Origin of the sequence: Streptomyces sp. HD, from assembly GCF_028369295.1 — a bacterium.
GTDB lineage: Bacteria > Actinomycetota > Actinomycetes > Streptomycetales > Streptomycetaceae > Streptomyces.
In genome coordinates, this window is record NZ_JAQMYP010000009.1 from 150250 (window position 1) to 166761 (window position 16512).

The following is a 16512-nucleotide window of genomic DNA, read 5'->3' on the forward strand; positions in this document are numbered from 1 at the left end:
CCTCTTCTCACGTTCCGTCCGTCAGGTCAGGCATCAAGAACCTGCCCGACCCGCCGAACGACGGGCGGCTCGACGCTCCACGGGAAGTTGATCCACTCATCGGTCCGCTTCCACACGTACTCGCACTTCACGAGGGAGTGGGACTTCTCATAGATCACGGCGGACCGCACCTCGGCGACATGGTCGAGGCAGAAGTCGTGGACGAGCTTGAGCGTCTTGCCGGTGTCGGCGACGTCGTCGGCGATCAGCACCTTCTTGTCGGTGAAGTCGATCGCGTTGGGGACGGGAGCGAGCATGACGGGCATTTCGAGTGTGGTCCCCACACCCGTATAGAACTCGACGTTCACCAGATGCAGGTTCTTGCAGTCGAGGGCATAGGCGAGCCCACCGGCGACGAAGACCCCGCCCCGGGCGATGCTGAGCACGATGTCCGGCTCGAACCCGTCGTCGGCGATGGTCTGCGCGAGCTCACGGATGGCGGCGCCGAACCGCTCATAGGTCAGATTCTCGCGTGCTTGGCCGCCGTCGCTCATACCTGTGTCCTGTGGAAGTTCTGGAAGGACCGCGAGGCGGTGGGCCCGCGCTGCCCCTGGTACCGGGATCCGTACCGCTCACTGCCGTACGGGAACTCGGCCGGCGAGGTGAGCCGGAACATGCACAGCTGGCCGATCTTCATGCCGGGCCAGAGCTTGATGGGGAGCGTGGCGAGGTTGGACAGCTCAAGGGTGACGTGCCCGCTGAACCCCGGGTCGATGAACCCGGCGGTGGAGTGGGTGACGAGCCCGAGCCGCCCGAGCGAGGACTTCCCTTCGAGCCGGGAAGCAAGATCATCGGGCAGGGTGATGACCTCGTACGTCGACGCGAGCACGAACTCCCCGGGATGCAGGATGAACGGCTCGTCGCCCTCCGGTTCGACGAGCCGCGTCAGGTCCGCCTGCTCGACAGAGGGGTCGATGTGCGGGTACCGGTGGTTCTCGAACACCCGGAAGTACCGGTCCAGCCGTACGTCGATGCTGGACGGCTGCACCATGGTCTGGTCGTAGGGATCGATCCGTACCCGCCCGGCGTCGATCTCGGCCCGGATGTCCTTGTCTGAGAGAAGCACGCCCCGAGGATACGCAAGGCGCGCGGAACGACGACAATCGCGCCGCCCGCGCGCCAGGCTGTCACTGCTGGTACCGCGTGTACTTCCGCTGCTTCCGGTGCTTCAGCTCGGTTACCGATTCTCCAGCTGCACCGGCACCACACTGCGGAGCCGGGCACAGCGGGGACATCGGACGAGCCGGCCGGGGCCGAGGCGCTCGGCCTGCTGCATCGGGAACGAAGCGGTGCTGAACACGTGCCCATCGGCACAACGGACGACGGTGCGCTCCATCAAGTCCTAGAGTCCCTTCCCCAAGAGCCGCGTCTGACTGCTGCCTGCCTGACGACGAGAGGCCACATTACGGGATCAAAGGGACGGCCCTCCAGGCGGCGCTCCGACCCCGCGCGGCCCCTCTCCCACACCTCCACCGTACGCCCCAACTCCGGCCCCCCGCACCAGGATCCCACCCCTGAAACGCCCTCAGGCCCCTCGGCATCAGCGCCTGGGACCGGAGATGAGGTACAGTGACGAAGCGATCGGACACCGCCTCCGGATCATCACGGAGCGGGCGTCTTACGCGGGTGTAGTTTAATGGTAGAACATCAGCTTCCCAAGCTGAGAGCGCGAGTTCGATTCTCGTCACCCGCTCCATGATTAAGGCCCAGGTCAGAGACCCGGGCCTTTTTGCTGTCCACTGTGATCAGTCGTCGCGTGCCAGATTCGTGCCAGAACGCTGATCGTCCGGCTCATCCGGCGGATCATCTGGCACGGCCGCAGCTTCCTGGCGTGCCTTGCGTACGGTCGCGTCGAGTCCGGCAGCAACTTCCTGCTGTCGTTCGTCGTCGGAGTGCTGATAGATCAGCGCGGCCTTCTCGGAGGACTGCCCGGCACGGACCATCGTGTCCTTCAGGGTGGCGCCGGATCGAGTGGACAGGGTGTGTCCGGTGTGCCGGAGATCGTAGAACCGGAAGCCCTCAGGCATGCCGACGATCTCACGCGCCTTCCGCCACTTCCGACCGAAGGTGCTGCGCCGGAACGGTGCGCCCTTCTCGCCGACGAAGAGCAGACCGTCAGGACCCGACTCGGCGTAGCTCTCCAGGTGCCAGCGGAGCTCCCGACGGAGGAACGCGGGAAGAATCACAGTCCGGGTGCCAGCCTCCGACTTGGTGTCGCCCTGGACCCGCCGCCCGTTCATCCGCTCCGGCTCGGCGAGGCGGACACGAATACGAAGGTTGTCGAGGTCGACATCCCGGCGACGGAGGCCGGCCAGCTCTTCCGGCCGCATCGGACCGTAGGCGCCGAGGTACACCATCAGACGCCACCGCATCCCCACAGCGTTGGCGAGCGCGTCGACCTGGGCGACGGTGGCGATGCGCCGCTCAGCCGCCTTCTCCTTACCGGCCCCCTTGATCCGGCACGGATTGCGCGTAATCAGCTCGTCATCCACGGCGGTTTCCATGATGGCTTTCAGCAGCCGGTACGCCTTAGCCGTGATCGTTTTGGCGCCCGTGATCCGCAGCCGTTCGGCCCGCCACTCGCGGACGCGCGGTGCGGTGATCTCGTCCAAGTCCAACTCGGCGAAGGCAAACAGGTGCTTGTCGAGCAGATAGAGGTAGAGGTCCCGAGACAGCGGAGCCAACTCCCGTTCCTCAACCCACTTGTCGGCGTATGCGCGGAAGCTCACCGCCCCGGCCCCCGGATCGCGCCACTCGCCACGGCGGATCTCCGTCTGCTTCTCAGCAAGCCAGTCGTCCGCGTCCGCCGTCGTCTCGAAGGTGACCGGAGCCGGACGCATCACGCCGTCAGGCCCCGGATAGCGCGCCTGGTAGCGGCCGGAGGGAAGCCGTCTGATCGCCCCGAAGCGGCGTCGCCTGCCCTTGCTGTTGGCCATCAGGCAGCCCTCCCGTAGCGCGGCCGGGGCCGCCTCAGCGGCTCTACCGTGCGGGACCGGATGAACTCCTCGACCGCGCTCTCCGGGATGCGAACATGCCGGCCGACCTTCACGTACCGGATGCGTCGTTCCTCGATCAGCCGCCGGGGGAAGCGGGTGGTGGTGCCGAGCAGTTCGGCGACCTGGTCGACGGACAGGTAGCGGTCGGTCATGCGGTGGGCTCTCCTTCCGTTCCGGGGGCGGGTTTGAGAGATGCGGCAAGCCAGGCTTCGGCGTCCGAGAGGCCGGTACCGGCGAAGACCCAGTGCGCGAGGACGTACATCGTGTCGGTCTCAGGGCCGTTGGCTACTGCAGCTTGGGCTCGGCGCCATTCGGCGCGGGCGTCGCGGAGGGCGCCGAGGGTGGTGGAGTAGCGGCGGGACTTGGTGGAGAAGTGGCCGCGGAAGCCGAGCATGTGGGCCCAGGCCCGAAGGCGGAGGTGTTCCAGTTCCTTGCGTGCGCCGAGGCTCCACGCGGTGCGGATCAGGCGGCGGGCGTGGTCGCTGATGTCGAGTTGGGCCAGCTCGGCGGCGAACTTAAGTGGCCGGTCGAGGGCACCTGTCGCGGTCTCGGCGCCCTTGGTGGCGTACTTGGCGATGTAGGCGGCGACGGCGCGTTCGGTGAGTTCCTGGCCGTCGTTGAACTCGGCGGATCGGATGGTGCGGACGTCGAGTTGGCGGCCGAAGGTGAAGGTGTGGGTGCGCCCGTCGATGACCGGACCGTCCACGCGGACCTTGGCTGCGGCAGCGCGGATGGCGTCGGTGAGCAGCTCGGCCGTGGCCCAGGGCGGAGGCGGGGTGTCGCCACCGCTGGGGCCGTCGATGCGGATGACTGCGTGGAAGTGGACGGCGCCCCGCTTCTGGTACTCGGCGACCTTGGCGAACGACACGCGCCCGTGTTCGCGGAACCTGCGCTGGGACAGGCCCGCGCGCTTGGCGACCTCCCGGCGCAGGTAGGTCGAGAAGCGTCGCCAGAGCTGACCTGCGTGTGCATTCCAGAGCACAGCTGCTTCGTAGTCGTAGGTGTCTGGAGCAAGGGGGGTGCCCAGGGCGTCGTCCTCTTGGCCGTGCGTGACGCCGCAGCGGCAGGGTCGGACTGTTCCGGCCGGGCCTGTTGGACGGTTGTGGACTGGGCCGAAGCTCGGCGCGGTGAAGGTGGCGAACACGCGCGGGTGGGCGGCGACGTGTTCCGGGATGCCCTTGCCGCCTCGTAGGCCCGAGGTGATCAGGTGAAAGGTGTCCCGGCGGTAGACCTCCGCGCAGGCCGGGCACCTCGTCATACGGCGGTTGTTGCAGCGGACCAGGAGCTGACCGGCCGGGAGGCTGGTCGAGTCGAGGTGGTGGAGGACTCGGCCGATTTCGCCGGTCGCGGTGTCGATGTCGTACTCGGTGCGGTGGCCGTCGAGGCGGATCGGGTGGGTGCAGCCGCCGAGGCCGGAGAGTTGGTGGACGATACCCGGCAACGTGCCGTCCGTGGCCAGGTTTGCGAGTTCCGGCAGTGGGGGCGGGGTGGTGCGGGTGAAGATGGCGTTCTCCTTTTCTGGCTGATCTGGTCAGGGAGGACAGGCCCCCGGGGCGGCGGATGCTTGGCCGTGTCGCGCCGCCCCGGAGGTCATGCGTCGTTCAGCGCCTGTGGTGGTCGCGAAGCAGGGAGCGCAGGACCACGGCGGCGATGGCCACGGAGATGGCCGAGACGGCGACGGCCGCCATGAGCGCGGTGAGGACCACGCCACCCGTGATCACGGCCACGACGGCTCCCGTACTGATCGAGACCTGCGGGAGTGAGCGCCCTACCGGCGTCGGAGCAGTCGGCGTGTGGACGTGCGTGGGCGGCGGGGTGGGGTTGTCGGGGTACTTGGGCAGCAGCACAGCGATCCCTTCTCATCTACTCGTCTAGTCATGTGAGCCGTTTATGACGTCCACGCCGGAGCGCGTGCCGGACTCGATGGCGGGGGCCATGAAGGTGTGGGAGAGCCAGAAGCCGAAGAGGGCGATCAGGACGACGATCCAGGTCCGGACACCGAGGAACTTGACCGCTCCCCAGGCGAAGAAGCCGAGGACGGCGACGAGCGGAAGGCTGACAGTCACGGGTGCGGGGTCCTTTCAGCGGACGGGGCAGCGGTGGGTGCGAGCGGCCAGCTCGGCGGCGGCGCGGCTGTCGTAGTCGGAGGAGAAGCCGCAGCGCGGAGCCGTGCAGGCAGCGGTGTGCTTCTCTCGGCCCCTGCCGTCGTACGAAGTGCCGACCTGGACGGGGCCGATGCGGACGACGTTGCGGAAACGGCGGTTGGCGGTCACGTGGGTCTCCTTTCAGAGCTGTGCAGCGATGGCTTCGGCCATGGGCGCCGGGACGCCGAGACGGGCGCGCAGGGTTGGGGTGTCGATGGGCTTTCCGGTGCGGGTGTGGTGCTCGGCGGCGACCTTGCGGGCGTGGTCGACCAGGGCAGTCGGGACGGGGACGGTGGGACGCTCGGGCGACGCTTCGAGGGCCGGTTGGGTAGGTGGCTCGGGAGCGAGTTCGGGCGCGTCTTCCTGGCCCTCGACGGCGTCAACGTCGAACTCGGTGCCGTTGTCTGGTGCCGTCGACGGGGCGGAGTGGGCGAGGAGGGTTCCGCCGAGGAAGGCAACCGCGGGCCAGCCCGCGACGAGGATGCGCAGCCAGGCCGGCACCTCGTTCATGTCGAGCAGCCCGGCAGTGGCCACGTTGGCGCCGAGGGATGCTGCGAGCGCGATGACGAACCAGCACCACCCAGCCGCTTTCGCGTCACCCGAGCGCAGCCGACGCCAGGCAGCGACGAGCAGCAGGTCGACGCTGATCGGGTAGGCCCACGCCTTCCAGCCGTCCTGTCCGGCCGCCAAGGCGATGTCGTGCAAGTGGGCGAAGGACAGGGCGGCGGCAATGAGCGCCTGGACGAGCACCGCGTCGACGCGGGCCAGGTGGGCGCGCATGATGCGGCTCCTTTCGGGTTCAGGCATGGGAGGGGTAGGGCGTTGGCGTGAGGCGGTCACGCCGACCGGGTTGGCGAGGTCAGTCGGTTACGGCTGGAAGGGCTTGAGCGCGGGCAGGTCGGGCACGAGGTGCGCCGAGCCCCGGCAGGTCTCGGCGGCATCGCCGAGGGAGAGGTACGGCGTACGGATGCGGGACCAGCCACCGGAGGTGTCACCGGCCACGGCGAGGCCGGGCCGTTCGGGGGCGATGGCGCAGGCAGCCAAGACGGCCTCGGGCGCAATGTCGCCGAGGGCCATCTTCGCCGAGGCTTCGTCGTTGACGCGATGGCAGACGCGGCCAGTGAGCTGGGCTCGCAGCATGGTGGCCCCCTTGCCGAGTTCGGCGCCGAAGCGCTGCCCGCAGACCTCCAGGTAGATACCGGCGGCACGGCCGAGCTGAGCGAGCCGAATCAGCTGGGTGACCATCTCATCGCGCCGTTGCTCATCCTTCTTCGTGGCGACCAGGAAGAGTTCGGCTACCTCGTCGACGAACAGCACGATGGGCACGGGCCGTTCATGCTCGGGCAGGCCCCAGATGTCAGAGGTGATCTCCTCGTCTGGTGTGCTGGGTGCGATGCCTTGCCGAGCCTTGATCAGGTCGTAGCGATCCTCCATTTCCTCCACGAGTGCGGGCAGGAGATCAGCCGCCTGCTCCGGGTCGGTGGCGAATGCCGAAAGCCGTGAAGCGAAGGGAGCCAGCTCCACACCCCGCTTGCAGTCGATACCGACCAGGGCGACTTGCTGATGGGCCAGCCCGGCGATCAGGTGGCGCAGGTACATGGACTTGCCGGACAGCGTGGCGCCGAGGGTGAGTTGGTGCGGGATGGTGCGGTAGTCACGTACGAACGGGGTGGCGTCCTCTCGCAGTGCCACCGGCACCTTGAGGAATCCGCCCATGACCTTGCGGGGCATCCGCACCCGCCGCAGCACGTCGTAGCCGACAACCCGGAGCTCCACCACACCAGGCTTGAGCGTGGTGACGTAGACGCCGTGAACGCCCCAGGCGTGCCGGAGCCGTTCGGCCGAGGCGGCGACGTCGGCGGGTTCCTGCCCCGGAGCGAGCCGGAGACGGATCCGCAGACCCGTTGAGGTCGGCCGGATGATCCCCCGACGCGGCGGAACGGGCCGGACCTCACGCCGGGTGGTGGCCTTGACGGCGAGGACTCGGAGCCGGGACGGCGCGACGGTCAGGCCGCACGCTTCCATGACCGAGCCGTACGAGCTGAGCAGTCGGGCCGTGGATATCGGCAGGCCAACGGTGGACCAGTACGCCGCCGGGTGCTTGGCCCGGGTGTAGGCGGCCCCGCCGCCAAGTGCGGCGACAGGACCACCTACCTCCAGAAGCGTCGCGATGTCGGCCATCAGGCAGCGGCCCCGGTGGAGGCCGGGAATGCGGCCGGGGTTACAGCGGCGGCGCGGTAGGCGATGCCATGGCGCTGCTGCCCGTTGAAGACGCTCTCCCAGGGACGGGCCACCAGCCCCGGCAGCGAGACCGGCGCCCCGAGGGTCAGCCCCTCGGAGATGCCGCCCTCCGGGACGGTGACCTTGATCAGCGACGACTCTCCGTCCTCGATGTAGACGACGCCGATCGTCATCAGCGCCTCACCGCTGGTTGCGTCCTTGGCGATCTCTCCGGTCTGGCGGTCGCGGACCTTGGGCTCGGGAGCCTCGGTCAGCAGGATCGTGGAGCCGGAGGTCTCAACACGGATGGTACGCAAGGGACTTCCCCTATCTACTCGTCTATACATGATGCGCTCTACGAACCCGATCTGCCGGGATCGCGCGGACCACGTTGCCACACAACTTGCCCACTCGTCTATACGAGTATGCACGTTGGGGTGTACGAGTTCGGGAAGGCGTCCCCGCGCACCACCGCAAACCATGACGATTAGGTCGCCGGAAGCTGGTACGACAGGACGTACGCGTCCGCCGCCATCACCGTGTCGCAGACCTCCACGGCCCGCCCTTCCGTGTCGAAGGCGGTCCGGATCAGGTGAATGACCGGCACACCGGAGGCCAGTCGGAGCGTCTTCACCTCGGCAGGCGAGGGCATCCGGGCCCGGATCTCCTCCTCGAAGTGGTCGAGTCGGTGGCCCAGCTCTTCGAGGCGGGCATAGATGCCGCCGGGTCCGGGGTTCGGTTCGGCGATAGGCGTACCGCGAGCGATGTCGAGCGGCAGGTAGGAGGTGGCGAACTCCACGGGCCGCCCGTCGAGCAAATACCGGCGCCGGCGGGCCAGCACGCGCCGCACGGACCCGAGCCGGGTGGAGACGTCCTGGCTGGCCTTCTCCTCCTTGACCTCCAGGCTGTCGACCTGGGGGTGACTGCCGGCCGCATTCGCCTCGACGATGAAGGCGGACTTCCCTTGCTCCCTGTGCCGCCGGGCAAACCGGTCGGAGGCAAGCCGTCGCACAGGCGGCCGGGGCCGGACGAAGACGCCCTTGCCATGCTCGGCGTGCACGAGTCCTTCGCCCTGGAGGATGGAGAAGGAGTTCCGGACCGTCATCCGGGATACCCCGTAATGCTCGACAAGGTCAGCCTCGGAGGGCAGCTTGTCGCCCTCTCTGAATCGCCCACGGTCGATGGCCTCACGCAACTGGTCGGCGATCTGCCGGAAGACCGCACGATCACTCGTGGGGTCGAGATCGCCGAGGAGGCCGGAAGGAAGAGCGCTCACGTGTACTCCTTTAGGTATCTAGACGTGTGGGCGAGTCTTGTTGCTACGGTGGAGAGCCTAGCCAGCCGAGAGGGCCGAGGAACGTGAGCACTGAACGCCCGCACTCCGTGAGCGTCGCCGGGATCGTCATCGACGCCCACGGCCGTGCCCTCTTGATTCAGCGCCGCGACAACGGCAAGTGGGAACCGCCGGGCGGTGTCCTCGAACGTGAGGAGACCATCCCCGAGGCCCTCCAACGCGAAGTCCTCGAAGAAACCGGTATCAAGATCACGCTTCCCGCGACCCTGACCGGCGTCTACAAGAACATGACGGGCCTGATCGTCTCGCTGGTCTTCCGCTGCGAAGCCGCCGACGGCACACCCACCACCGGAAGCGAGACCCGCGCGCTGCGCTGGGCCACTCGCGAAGAAGTCTCCGAACTCGCCGACGAGGCGTACGCGATCCGCGTCCTGGACGCGATGGACGCGGCGTCTCCGCCTGCCATCCGCGCCCACGACGGCGTGAAACTCGTCTAGCCCGAACCCGCTGCACATGGCGGCCTACCAGCATGAAGGAACTTGTATGCACGAGTATACGAGTAGCGCCCGGGTCTGGGGGCTCACTTGCCCAGGATTTCCAGAAGAGGTCAGCCGAGCCCGCCGCTGGACCCGCGACATCCTGCGCGGGTCGCCGTTAGCGGAGGATGCCGAGCTGATCGTCAGCGAGCTGAGCGCGAACGCGATTCTGCACACGGCCAGTGGCAAGGAATCCGGCAGCTTCCATCTGGCACTCGCGGTCTCCCCGCAGGTGATCGCCCTGTCGGTCACAGACGACGGCGGTACCGGCACGGCCCCGAAGGTCGAGCACCAGGACCAGGAGGCCGAGCACGGCCGCGGACTGGGCATGGTCAGCGTCATCGCGCACCGGGTCGTGGTCCACGAAACCGACGGAGGCCACACCGTCACCGCGGAGCTCTTCGCGCACCCGCGCCGTGGAGGTCACCCGTGCTGATGGACAAGCCGCAGTGGGGCTACTGGTGCGAGTGCTGGACCGAGGACCTGGGCAAGCAGCGGCGGCCGGCACTCCTGGCATCGATCGATGCATACTCGGCGCCCCAGGCCGACAACTGGGTTGCCGTCACCCTGCGCACGATCACACCCGCGCTGGACGCGGAAGCCTCCGACGAGGCCTGGGACTGGTTGTACGAGGGCCGCATCCAGACACGGCGAGCCCTCCTACGGTCTGAGCCCTGCACTGTGTCCATCACCCAGGCCCGCACCCGCATCACATGGACTATCCGGCCCGTGCTCTTCGTACCGCTCGCACACCGCAACGGCAGCGAACTGCCAGCTTGCGCATACGACTTCAAGCCCCACGCGGCCGACTGAGTTACAACTTTCTCTACTGGTTCAAGGCGGCTCGCTCCGCTCCCCGCGCGCGGCCCGGCCCCCGGCCGGGCCTGCGCTCATGTCTCCGCCCCGCTCCAGCCCGGCCGGCGCCCGCGCCGCGCACACAGCAATCAGCCGCCTGATGCCAGAGAAGGGGCAGGTCATGGCTGGGGCGGTCGGCTCCACGGCTTTACGCAGCCACTTTGGCGCGAGCCTCGAAGGTCATGGCCCCAACGTCGTGCTTTACAGGCAGGTTCACAGACTGCCCGACACGCCGGAAGCTTACGGGGCCATGATCACTCGCGCCAAAGCAGCTCCAGCCCAAAGCCGCTCCACCGCCCTCATTTTGCACTGCTAGAAGCCCAGGGGGCAGACCTGCAGACCGGCCGAGCGAGCCTTACGGATTGCCTCTGTGGCATAGCGGCTCGATTCGTCCAGGTAGTGGTTTGACCTGTCTGTATCCCCAAGTGAGCCCCAATGTACGGCTGTTTCCCATTCCTTCGCGGCGGAATCGGCCGCGAAGTAGGCGTCGTTTATCTCGCCCTGCATCTGTGAGGGAACCTTGACGGCTCCCCAGTCCTTGAGCGCTGCGCGTATTATTTCGCCTCGCTGCTTCAAGTATGCGGTGTACACCTGCGGGTCCATTCCGTTTGGCTCCGGGCCTAGGGCGTCCAGAGCCGGTTGGTGCCTCGCGCAGGCCTGATCTGCCTTATCGGCGTAGCTGCTGCCAGTAGTCTCGTCCCCGATCCATAAAATTACAGCCCAAACAATCGGGATGGCTGCCAGGGCTATTCCGACCACAGCAATTATCGTCGCCTTATTGGTGTCTGAACCTTGCGGCGATGGAGGACTGGCACCGTTTGAACTATCGCTCAATTCCACTCTTCCTTGCTTCGCGTGCTGGCGTGAGCGAACCTAAGGTCGACCGCGGGATTCCTGCCAGACGTCGGAGCTGCCGAATGGGTGCACGCGGGAGCGTAAAGCGCGCAACAACGCGCCGTTACCTCAGGTAATCCTTCACTCGGGTCTCATCCATCCCTCGCGGCTCTCATTTCAAGCACATAACGACTCTTGCCGTGTCGATACCCTTCGGGGGCGTGTGCGGCAGTAGACGATCACACCAGACGCGGCACGGGAGGGTCGCTTGGCCGCCCCAGGGCCCGTGCAAGGGCGCCCGAGGCTGACCAATGACGACCGGCAGCGACAAGCGAGCGAGAGCCACCAGCAACGAATCCCCAGGTCAGAACCCCTCAGCCATACGGCTCTCCCGCCAAGGGTGGCGCTCGGGCAAGATGGGGCAGATCCATCAAGGGGTGGGCGGTCAGCTGACACGAGAAATTTCAGACGCACCGATAAGCGCCGAATTCGTCGTAGTCGATCCCCCAGGGACCCGGGTGGTTAACCGACGTCGCCGCTTCCCGTGATCTACCTGACAAGGATGAGCACAGCCTCAAAGCCCTGGCCTCGTACCAGCGTCGCCTCAGAGTCCGTCGGCGCCTGCGCCTTGGCTCGGTCGTTCAGGTCCGCCGACCTAAGCGGGCGCCTCACCGAAGTTCATCCGCGCATTTGCTGCGCCAAGAAGCATACGCGCCCGCGTCTTGAGAAAATTCTCGTAGTCGTCTGCGAACAGTTCCGTTGATGGGCACAGCGCGTGTTTTAGCACGACTTCGTGATGGGAAATCCTATCCTGATAGACACTCGGCGCGTCCCCACTCAGCACCTTATTGTCGATCGCGTTGATGAAGCACATGTTGGCTAGTGGGCTTTGCCTGTCCGTTGGGACACCCTGTGCGCGCAGGAAAGCCTGCGGATATAGGTGGTGAAACTCATTTCTGTTGTACGCCTGAAGCGCCACCGAAAGGTCAATCGCCGAGCCACTGACCAGACTCAATGGCCGCTGCTGCGCCAACAGGAGAACGAATGTCTTCGAACTCACAGCGTTGAGGTTGAAGTTGTTCTCCAGAAAGAAGCGGTCATCGATCTGCACAGGAATTTCATCAAGCTTGGAAGGCTTCCCTTCTTTAAGTTTGATCACTTCTTCGACGTCTGCCTGGAGGTTCCGTTGCACTACTCGACCGTATCGGGCAGAGAAGCAGGCCTTCCAGAACCAGCGCAACAGCATCGACCGCTGCGAGTTTGAGAGTTTCACCGACTTCGAATCGGGCACTGCAAAGAACACGGCTAGCGGCACGAGTAGAGTCGCATGCGGAAGGTTATCGAGTTTTTCCACACGCAACTCCTTTCGGACGAAGTCGATGGCCCCCTTGATTCCGTTGACCACGTGAGAGAACTGTTCTCGTACTTTGGTGCCGTTCAGCGACATTAGAGTCTTCGGGGAAGCATCCCCGTCAACCACCGCCGCACAGCAACGAAGAAGAAGCGTTACGTCTTCTCCGACACCTTTGAAGCCAAATGGCTCCAATTCTTCGCTTAGATCTTCGAAACGTCGCTGCAGATCGAAATCGTCAGACCAAGTCCATGCGCTGAGCAGCTGCAATGTGTCGAGTTCCACACCGAGCCGGTTTACTCTCTCAAACACGATGGCCACGCCAGCTCGATCGTCAGTAGTGAAGGTTTGGACAGGCACGTCCGCTTCCTTGAAGCGGCTGTACAGGTCATCGATTTTTGGCGTCACATCGTCAGGCAGCGCCCGAAATGCCGGTCCGTATTTCGCCGCGTCAAAGAACACGTTCAACGGAAAATGCCTTGCTGGATCGACCTCATTGCCAGTTAGAGGAATAAACAGGCTCTCTTGCGCGTCGACATCGCCGCGATAGTCGAAGTAGATATCGGCCCACTCCGCTTTTGTCGAGGGCTTCAATTCCGTTTGAAAGACACCGAAGATACTTGTCAGACGCTGCTGGCCATCCAGTACATAGTCGATTGGATAATCATCCGGGCGGCGCGGCAACTTGAAGGGACCGAGGTCACGCTCTGTCTTTAACTCCGCCCGAGTTCGCCAAAAGAGCAAAGCACCGAAAGGGTAACCCTTATAGATGCTGTCCATGAGCTGAGCAACTCGGTCAGCGTCCCAGACAAAACCGCGCTGGAAAGCGGGAATTCGGACGCGGCCGTCTGAAACAGCCTCTATGAGTTGACGAATGGACGGCACCAAAGCTCCTTCCGCAGACTGCGCGCAACGCTAGCCGGTGGACAACGGCTGCGTCGGCTGTTTGCCCAAACCGGTCAAAGCGACGGTCGAGGAGAGGACGAGCATGCCGTAAGGAGCGGTCAGGCGTCGGCGACCGGACGGGCCACGCAGGTCAGCGTCACGGCCCTTCTTGCACTGCCACGCGCCAAGATTGCTTCGGGACGGAAAAGGTCCTCGCGCAAGGTGCCATCCATGCGCTTCCGCCGTCGGGACTTGCTCCGGTCGACGGCCGACAGAGTGGCTCAGGCAGGCGGGGGTACAGCGAGGCACACGCGCGCCTGCTCGGTCGTCTGCCCCTCCATCGTGGCTGACTGTCGTCGGCTAAGGCTCAGACACCCCCGGGGCCAGCTCGACCAAGGGACGTTCGAGGCCGTGCCATTCGCGTGCCAGATCCTGCGGGGAACCACGGGGAACAGCGGGAACTTGCCCCAGGTGCGACCAGGACTCCAACACCACTCCGCCGCAGCTCAGCTCAGCCGCCGCCGCCTTGGAACCCAAGCTTCCCAAGCTGAGAGCGCGAGTTCGATTCTCGTCACCCGCTCCATGTGAAACCCCCAGGTCAGAGACCCGGGGGTTCTTTGTTGTCTAGACCGGTGGGGCGGAGTGCTAGTAGATCAGCGCGGCTTTCTCGGAGGACTGTCCGGCGCGAACCATCGTGTCCTTCAGGGTGGCGCCCGAGCGGGTCGAAAGCGTGTGTCCAGTGTGACGAAGGTCGTAGAAGCGGAAGCCGTCCGGGAGGCCGACGGCGGCGCGAGCGCGACGCCACTTCCGACCGAAGGAGGTACGCCGGAAGGGGGCGCCCTTCTCGCCGACGAAGAGCAGGCCATCGGGCCCCTTCTCGGCGTACCAGGCGAGGTGCCGCTTCACCTCCTTGTGGAGGAAGGCCGGGAGGACGACAACGCGGACGCCTGCCTCGGATTTGGTCTCGCCGGGAGCGCGCTTGCCGTTGGTTCGCTCGGGCTCGGCAACGCGGACGCGGATCACGAGGTTGTCGAGGTCGACGTCCCGGCGCCGGAGGCCGGCCAGCTCCTCGGAGCGCATCGGGCCGTAAGCGCCGAGGTAGACCATGAGTCGCCAACGGATGCCGATCGCCTCGGCGAGGGCGTCGACCTGGGCGACGGTGGCGATACGGCGTTCGGCGGCTGATTCCTTGCCCGCGCCCTTGATGCGGCACGGGTTCCGGGTGATCAGGTCGTCGTCGACGGCGGTCTCCATGATGCCCTTGAGGAGGCGGTATGCCTTGGCGACTGTGGTCTTCGCTTTGGTGGCGCGGAGGCGTTCAGCCCGCCACTCACGCACTCGGGGAGCCATGATCTCGTCCAGGTCCAGCGCGCCGAACGTCGGGAGGAGGTACAGCCGAAGAAGGTGCTTGTACAGGTCGTCGGTACGAACAGCCAGTTCCCGCTCTTCGACCCATTTCTTCGCGTAGACACGGAAGTTGACCGCCCCCGCGTCGGGAGCACGCCAGTCCTCTCGGGTCAGGTCTGCCTCAACCTGGGACAGCCAGACTTCCGCGTCCTTCTTGCTCTCGAACGTCTGCTCCGCGCGGATGCGCTCACCGTCAGGTCCGAGGTACGACGCCGTCCAGCGGCCGGACCGGTACTGCCGCACAGCGCCGAACCGGCGGCGTCTTCCCTTCTTTGGCGGCTAATTAGTCGTGCTTGGGCCAGATCGGGCCCTGGTCGGTCCAGATGACGCCCTTGTTGCGGCACAGGCAGAAGGGGTGGCCGATCGGGTCGGTGTAGACCTGCCAGCCGTAGCCGTTGGGGCCGATAAAGTCCTGCCTTAGCGTCGCGCCGAGGTCGAGGACGCGACGCTGCTCGGACTCGATCTCGTCCACTTCGAAGTCGAGGTGGAACTGCTTGGGGTGCTCGCTGTCGGGCCACTGCGGAGCGCGGTAGTCGTCCACCCGGATGAATGCCAGCTCGATCTCGCCGAACTGGATGCCAGCCCAGTTCTCGGAGCTGCCTTCCTTGATCGGACGGCCCGTCACCTCGGAGTAGAAAGCCGCCAGCTTCATCGTGTCCGGGCAGTCGATAATGAAATCGGTGAGTCGCAGCATCCCGCGATCTTGGCACAAGCTCACACCCGACTTCGAGACAGGCCCTGTGTTGGGTTTGTCAAGAGCGCCCCTCATCGCTGACATCAACGGCCGACATCAACAGGCGCGAACGGCAGCGGGCAGCGCCGAACACCGACGGACGATCCATCGAGGCCCAGAGCGAGTTGGCCGACGTCCATGACCCCACATGATCGACCTGATAAGGATGGGGTTCGATCTCAAAACGTGCGCTCACCAGCGATGCCGCCCAGGCTCAGCGACAGTCTCCCGGTCGGCCTAGTGCTGCTCGCGATGTTAGAGACGATATTCGGCCAAGCTGGCGCGTGTCCCATGTCGCACGTTCGTCTATAACATCCGTTTTGAGGTCATGGCTGACGAATGCGCCTCTGTCATATGCCGCAGGACAGAGCTATCCCGTGGTTGGTGATGGGATCGACTCAGTATGCACCATGGGCGCGTCAACGACAGCCGAAACAGGTTCAGTTGAAGAACATGCTGGTCAGCGGCCTGCTAGGTTCCCGGTCGAAATGAAGCCCCGCCCCTGCCATAGCCGACCAGGACGGGGCTTACCTGACGAGGTCATGGACAGCAGCAACTGTCGATGATCTGCATCAAATGAAGGACCAGCATGACGTTGCCTGACAGTCCTCCCGGCAGGGAGCCTAATGACCACAGCTACCGGAGAGCCACCCTGTGGCTAGCTGGCATAACGGCCGTCGCTGGCCTGATCGGGGCACTGGCGGCTCTGATCTCAGCATTTCGGGGATGAGCGCGTACAGCAGCGAAGTACAGCAACTACAGCAACCAGCCCCACCCAGCAGTGCTCCTGGAAGGCCTCCGCGCGACCGCTATGGGGGCGGGAGCGGACGTGACTTGTGACGAACGCCGATCCCGGACCAGAGCGCGGTAAGCCCGAGGCCACAGCGCTCCATGATCGACCAGATAAGGATGAGGACACAGATTCAAATGCTGTCAGGCCTCGGCATCTAGATGGGGTCGGCGTCAACCGCAAACCGATCGCAAACCCACGCGGCGACGCAGCCGGCCAACACCGAGGCGGACGCGTGTGGTTGCCGCCCCGGATGCGACTGCTGCAGCTGACGAACCGGCGTATGGCGGTTTACCCACGGCGGCACAGAGCCGGCCGACCGGCGGATGCACTCGCTGAGGCACTCGGGCGGCTGCCTGGGCCTGCAACCGGTACCCAGTTACAGGTCTACCGTCGGTGGTGTGGCCGGATGCGGGGGCGTCATGACG

At 65.6% G+C, this 16512-nt stretch carries 18 protein-coding genes and 1 tRNA gene; 4 read left to right on the forward strand and 15 right to left on the reverse strand.

The window, feature by feature from the left end:
- Positions 1-26: 26 nt before the first annotated feature.
- Positions 27-533 carry a phosphoribosyltransferase gene (locus tag POF73_RS11810; protein ID WP_272114584.1) on the reverse strand — a complete coding sequence of 169 codons (507 nt, stop codon included), beginning with the start codon at positions 531-533 and terminating at the stop codon, positions 27-29.
- Positions 530-1105, reverse strand: a complete 576-nt coding sequence (gene dcd, locus POF73_RS11815; RefSeq protein WP_271664986.1) for a dCTP deaminase — start codon at positions 1103-1105, stop codon at positions 530-532. Before dcd ends, POF73_RS11810 begins: the two co-directional genes overlap by 4 nt.
- A 556-nt stretch (positions 1106-1661) precedes the next feature.
- Between dcd and POF73_RS11820 the strand changes: the two genes are divergently transcribed.
- Positions 1662-1735 (forward strand) — tRNA-Gly (locus POF73_RS11820).
- A gap of 49 nt (positions 1736-1784) precedes the next feature.
- Here the strand turns inward: POF73_RS11820 and POF73_RS11825 are convergent.
- From POF73_RS11825 to POF73_RS11870, 10 genes are all read right to left on the reverse strand, one after another.
- Positions 1785-2975 carry a tyrosine-type recombinase/integrase gene (locus tag POF73_RS11825; protein ID WP_272114585.1) on the reverse strand — a complete coding sequence of 397 codons (1191 nt, stop codon included), beginning with the start codon at positions 2973-2975 and terminating at the stop codon, positions 1785-1787.
- Positions 2975-3187: an excisionase family DNA-binding protein gene (locus POF73_RS11830; protein ID WP_272114586.1), complete on the reverse strand. Its 213-nt coding sequence runs from the start codon at positions 3185-3187 to the stop codon at positions 2975-2977. Before POF73_RS11830 ends, POF73_RS11825 begins: the two co-directional genes overlap by 1 nt.
- The gene (locus POF73_RS11835; protein ID WP_443049496.1) at positions 3184-4494 is read right to left on the reverse strand and encodes a replication initiator; all 1311 of its coding nucleotides are present in this window, start codon (positions 4492-4494) and stop codon (positions 3184-3186) included. The genes POF73_RS11830 and POF73_RS11835 overlap by 4 nt, the downstream gene beginning before the upstream one ends.
- A gap of 142 nt (positions 4495-4636) precedes the next feature.
- Positions 4637-4882, reverse strand: coding sequence for a SpdD protein (locus tag POF73_RS11840; RefSeq protein ID WP_272114588.1), 246 nt, complete (start codon positions 4880-4882; stop codon positions 4637-4639).
- A 24-nt stretch (positions 4883-4906) separates the two neighbouring features.
- Positions 4907-5101, reverse strand: coding sequence for a hypothetical protein (locus tag POF73_RS11845; protein ID WP_272114589.1), 195 nt, complete (start codon positions 5099-5101; stop codon positions 4907-4909).
- 15 nt (positions 5102-5116) lie between these two features.
- Entirely contained in the window at positions 5117-5308 is a 192-nt protein-coding gene (locus POF73_RS11850; RefSeq protein WP_019753380.1) for a mobile element transfer protein, read from the reverse strand.
- Between the two features lie 12 nt (positions 5309-5320).
- Complete coding sequence (locus POF73_RS11855) at positions 5321-5959, reverse strand: DUF2637 domain-containing protein (RefSeq protein WP_272114591.1); 639 nt, start codon at positions 5957-5959, stop codon at positions 5321-5323.
- A gap of 87 nt (positions 5960-6046) precedes the next feature.
- On the reverse strand, positions 6047-7360 hold the full coding sequence (locus POF73_RS11860) for an FtsK/SpoIIIE domain-containing protein (RefSeq protein ID WP_272114592.1): 1314 nt from the start codon (positions 7358-7360) through the stop codon (positions 6047-6049).
- The gene (locus POF73_RS11865; RefSeq protein ID WP_147998882.1) at positions 7360-7716 is read right to left on the reverse strand and encodes an SCO3933 family regulatory protein; all 357 of its coding nucleotides are present in this window, start codon (positions 7714-7716) and stop codon (positions 7360-7362) included. The genes POF73_RS11860 and POF73_RS11865 overlap by 1 nt, the downstream gene beginning before the upstream one ends.
- A 170-nt stretch (positions 7717-7886) precedes the next feature.
- Positions 7887-8675, reverse strand: a complete 789-nt coding sequence (locus POF73_RS11870; protein ID WP_272114593.1) for a GntR family transcriptional regulator — start codon at positions 8673-8675, stop codon at positions 7887-7889.
- A gap of 107 nt (positions 8676-8782) precedes the next feature.
- Between POF73_RS11870 and POF73_RS11875 the strand changes: the two genes are divergently transcribed.
- The 3 genes from POF73_RS11875 to POF73_RS11885 are packed head-to-tail and all read left to right on the forward strand — an operon-like array spanning position 8783 to position 10042.
- Positions 8783-9190: an NUDIX hydrolase gene (locus tag POF73_RS11875; protein WP_272114636.1), complete on the forward strand. Its 408-nt coding sequence runs from the start codon at positions 8783-8785 to the stop codon at positions 9188-9190.
- Between the two features lie 46 nt (positions 9191-9236).
- A complete protein-coding gene (locus tag POF73_RS11880) occupies positions 9237-9665 on the forward strand; it encodes an ATP-binding protein (RefSeq protein WP_272114594.1) in 429 nt (142 codons plus the stop codon).
- A complete protein-coding gene (locus tag POF73_RS11885; RefSeq protein ID WP_272114637.1) occupies positions 9665-10042 on the forward strand; it encodes a hypothetical protein in 378 nt (125 codons plus the stop codon). The genes POF73_RS11880 and POF73_RS11885 overlap by 1 nt, the downstream gene beginning before the upstream one ends.
- 1531 nt (positions 10043-11573) lie before the next feature.
- On the opposite strand, the gene POF73_RS11890 is transcribed toward POF73_RS11885, so the two are convergent.
- The 3 genes from POF73_RS11890 to POF73_RS11900 all read right to left on the reverse strand — a co-directional run bounded on the left by POF73_RS11890 (position 11574) and on the right by POF73_RS11900 (position 15255).
- Positions 11574-13154 carry a GmrSD restriction endonuclease domain-containing protein gene (locus POF73_RS11890; protein ID WP_272114596.1) on the reverse strand — a complete coding sequence of 527 codons (1581 nt, stop codon included), beginning with the start codon at positions 13152-13154 and terminating at the stop codon, positions 11574-11576.
- A 645-nt stretch (positions 13155-13799) separates the two neighbouring features.
- Positions 13800-14804 (reverse strand): tyrosine-type recombinase/integrase, encoded by a 1005-nt coding sequence (locus tag POF73_RS11895; protein WP_272114597.1) that lies wholly within the window; start codon positions 14802-14804, stop codon positions 13800-13802.
- Between the two features lie 40 nt (positions 14805-14844).
- The gene (locus POF73_RS11900) at positions 14845-15255 is read right to left on the reverse strand and encodes a VOC family protein (RefSeq protein WP_272114598.1); all 411 of its coding nucleotides are present in this window, start codon (positions 15253-15255) and stop codon (positions 14845-14847) included.
- Positions 15256-16512: the final 1257 nt, after the last annotated feature.